This window comes from Massilia niastensis DSM 21313, from assembly GCF_000382345.1.
In the GTDB taxonomy this organism is placed as follows: Bacteria; Pseudomonadota; Gammaproteobacteria; order Burkholderiales; family Burkholderiaceae_D; genus Telluria; species Telluria niastensis.
In genome coordinates this window covers 1-3,458 of sequence record NZ_KB908195.1, presented here as the reverse complement: position 1 = coordinate 3,458, position 3,458 = coordinate 1, and the positions used below count along the sequence as shown (strand labels likewise).

General features: G+C 63.9%; 3 protein-coding genes and 1 pseudogene. All 4 read right to left on the bottom strand.

Annotated elements, in window-relative coordinates:
• A pseudogene (locus H162_RS34635) lies at positions 1-125 on the bottom strand (electron transfer flavoprotein subunit beta/FixA family protein); the annotation flags it as partial.
• Between the two features lie 3 nt (positions 126-128).
• Positions 129-959 carry an HpcH/HpaI aldolase/citrate lyase family protein gene (locus tag H162_RS0129505; protein WP_026355263.1) on the bottom strand — a complete coding sequence of 277 codons (831 nt, stop codon included), beginning with the start codon at positions 957-959 and terminating at the stop codon, positions 129-131.
• Positions 960-982: 23 nt separating this feature from the next.
• A complete protein-coding gene (locus H162_RS0129500; RefSeq protein WP_020657066.1) occupies positions 983-2,161 on the bottom strand; it encodes a CaiB/BaiF CoA transferase family protein in 1,179 nt (392 codons plus the stop codon).
• A 9-nt stretch (positions 2,162-2,170) separates the two neighbouring features.
• A complete protein-coding gene (locus H162_RS0129495; protein ID WP_020657065.1) occupies positions 2,171-3,331 on the bottom strand; it encodes an acyl-CoA dehydrogenase family protein in 1,161 nt (386 codons plus the stop codon).
• Between the last annotated feature and the right edge of the window lie 127 nt (positions 3,332-3,458).

Here is a 3,458-nt window from a genome sequence, read left to right as displayed (position 1 = left end):
GCGATCTCGTCGAACGGGTTCATCGACATCTTGACATTGGCGAACTCCACGCCGCTGCCATCAAGTTTGACGCGGACCTTGACGTTGTAGTCGATCACGCGCTTGACGGGTACCAGGACTTTCATGTGCTATTCCTTCGCTTGTTGGTCGCGCGATTCACCACGCGATTCATCGAGTATCTGCTGCGCCCGCAGGATCACGGGCCGGTCGATCATCTTCCCATCCAGCGCCACGGCGGCGCCCTCGGAGCGCGCGGCGGCCTCCAGCACGCGCCTGGCCCACGCGAGCTCTTCCTCGCCGGGACTGAAGCAGCGATTCACCTCGGCCACCTGTTTCGGATGGATGCACAGCTTTGCGCCAAACCCCATCTGGCGTGCATGCATGGCGTCAGCGGTGAGCCTCGCGGCATCGCCGATCGAGGTACTGACGCCGTCGACCGGGGCGCCGATGCCGGCCAGGCGCGACACCAGGACCAGTTGCGAGCGGAAGAACAGCAATTCCTCGCGCTCCCCGCGGATCCCCAGGTCGAGCTGGAAGTCGATGGACCCGAACAGCAGGCGCTGGACCCTGGGCGCCTGTGCGATCGCATGCACATTGTTGAAGCCCGCCGCGCTTTCGATCAAGGGCAGGACGGCGGCGGCCCCCGCCTCGCGCACTCGCGCGATGTCGCCGATCTTCTCGGCCTTCGACAGGATGACGCCGCTTACCCCGGGCGAGCCGCACAGCCCCAGGTCCCCGTCAAACCACTCGGTGTCCGCACCATTGATCCGGATGAGCACCGGATGGTCCGCCGACAGCCAGGCCGCCAGTGCGGCCCGCGCGGCCGCTTTCTCGGAAAACGGTACCGCGTCTTCCAGGTCGATGATCACGGCATCGGCGCCGGACTTGTACGCCTTCTCGAACATTTCCGGGCGGTTGCCCGGAACGAATAGATAGGAACGAGGTAGCACGGTCTTCATCAGATGTCTCGCAATGGTCGGTGTCAAATGGCGCCCGCTTCGCGCAGCGCGCCCAGGTCTGCGCTGTCGTAGCCGAGCTGGCCCAGGATGGCATCGGTATGCTGGCCCAGTGCGGGCACCGCATCCATGCGCGCGGAATACGTGTTCGGTACGCCGGGCGGCAGCAGCGCCGGTATTTTTCCGTTGGGCGTATCGATCTCGGTCCAGCGCTCGCGGGCCTTCAACTGGGCGTGCCGCCACAGGTCGTGCATGTCGTTCATGTGCGCATTGGCGATCTGCGCGGCGTCCAGGCGTGCGATCACCTGTTCGGACGTGTGATGCGAGAACACCTCGACGATAATCGCGCGCAGTTCCTGGCGCGCCGCGGTGCGCGCGGAATTCGACGCAAAGCGCGGGTCTTTCGCCAATGCCGGCTGTTCCAGGACCTTGGCGCAGAACTGCTCCCACTCGCGTTCGTTCTGCAGGCCCAGCATGACGGTCTTGCCGTCGCCGACCGGGAAAGGACCGTAGGGATAAATGGTCGCATGGGCCGCCCCGGCGCGCGGCGGCGGCGCCGCGCCATCGATCGCGTAATAGAGCGGATAGCTCATCCACTCGGTCATGCTCTCCAGCATCGAGACGTCGATGTTGCAGCCTTCGCCGGTGCGTCCGCGCTGGATCAGGGCGGCCAGGACATTCGTGTAGGCGTACATGCCGGCCGCGATGTCCGCGATCGAGCAGCCGGCCTTCGCCGGGTCGTCGGGCGAGCCGGTGATCGAGAGGAAGCCCGATTCGCTCTGGATCAGCAAGTCGTAGGCCTTCTTGTCCCGGTAGGGGCCGTCGGCGCCATAACCGGAGATGTCGCACACGATCAGGCGCGGGAAGCGCTTCTTCAGGGCCTCGTAGGACAGGCCCAGGCGCGCCGCGGCGCCCGGCGCCAGGTTCTGCACCAGGACGTCGGCCCCGGCCAGCAGCTTCTCGAGGATCTCCCCTGCTTGCCCATGCTTGACGTCCAGGGTCAGGCTTTCCTTGGAGCGGTTGGTCCAGACAAAATGCGACGCCATTCCGCGGGCGCGTTCATCGTAAGCGCGGGCGAAATCGCCCACGCCGGGGCGCTCGACCTTGATGACACGCGCGCCGAGGTCGGCCAGCTGGCGGGTGCAGAACGGCGCGGCGATCGCGTGTTCCAACGTAATGACGGTGATGCCATCGAGGGGACGCATGGCGCTCTCCTAGAACGAACGGGGCATGCCGAGCACGTGCTCGCCGACATACGCCAGGATCAGGTTGGTCGAGATCGGCGCGACCTGGTACAGCCGGGTTTCGCGGAACTTGCGCTCGACATCGTATTCGGCGGCAAAGCCGAAGCCGCCATGGAACTGCAGGCAGGCGTTGGCCGCTTCCCACGAAGCATCGGCCGCCAGCATCTTGGCCATGTTGGCCTGGGCGCCGCAGGCCTTGTGGGCGTCGAACAATTCGCAGGCCTTGTAGCGCATCAGGTTCGCGGCCTCGACGTTGACGTAGGCCTTGGCGATCGGGAACTGGACGCCCTGGTTCTGGCCGATCGGGCGCCCGAACACGACGCGTTCGTTGACGTACTTGGTGACCTTGTCGATGAACCAGTAGCCGTCGCCGATGCACTCGGCGGCAATCAGGGTGCGCTCGGCATTCAGGCCATCGAGGATGTACTTGAAGCCCTTGCCCTCCTCGCCGATCAGGTTTTCGGCCGGGATCTCGAGGTTTTCGAAGAACAGCTCGTTGGTTTCGTGGTTCACCATGTTCAGGATCGGCTGCACGCTCAGGCCCTTGCCGATCGCCTCGCGCAAGTCGACGATGAAGATCGACATGCCTTCTGTTTTCTTGGTCACCTCGGCCAGGGGCGTGGTGCGCGCAAGCAGGATCATCAGGTCGGAATGCTGGACCCGCGAGATCCAGACTTTCTGGCCGTTGATTACGTACTTGTCGCCCTTGCGCACCGCAGTCGTCTTGACCTTGGTCGTGTCGGTGCCGGTGGTCGGCTCGGTCACCGCCATCGCCTGCAGGCGCAGTTCGCCGCTGGCGATCTTCGGCAGATAGAATTCCTTCTGGGCCTGCGAGCCATGCCGCAACAGGGTGCCCATGTTGTACATCTGGCCGTGGCAGGCGCCGGAATTGCCGCCCGAGCGGTTGATCTCCTCCATGATGACGGAGGCCTCCGTCAGGCCGAGTCCGGAACCGCCGTATTCCTGCGGGATCAGCGCCGCCATCCAGCCGGCCTTGGTCAGCGCATCCACGAAGGCTTCCGGATAGCCGCGCTCTTCGTCGACTTTCCTGAAGTAGTCCGCGGGGAATTCCTCGCACAGCGAGCGGACGGCGTCGCGAATATCCTGGTGGGATTGTTCTTGGTGAATCATGATCGGTCTCCTGGTGTTAGTTGGATTGGGGGCGGAACGTGTCAATGAATTTGAAACACCTGAATAAATCTATGAGAGTCTAAATCTCTGTTTTCAGGCAGCTTTTTTCTCCATCGTCGGTGGGTTT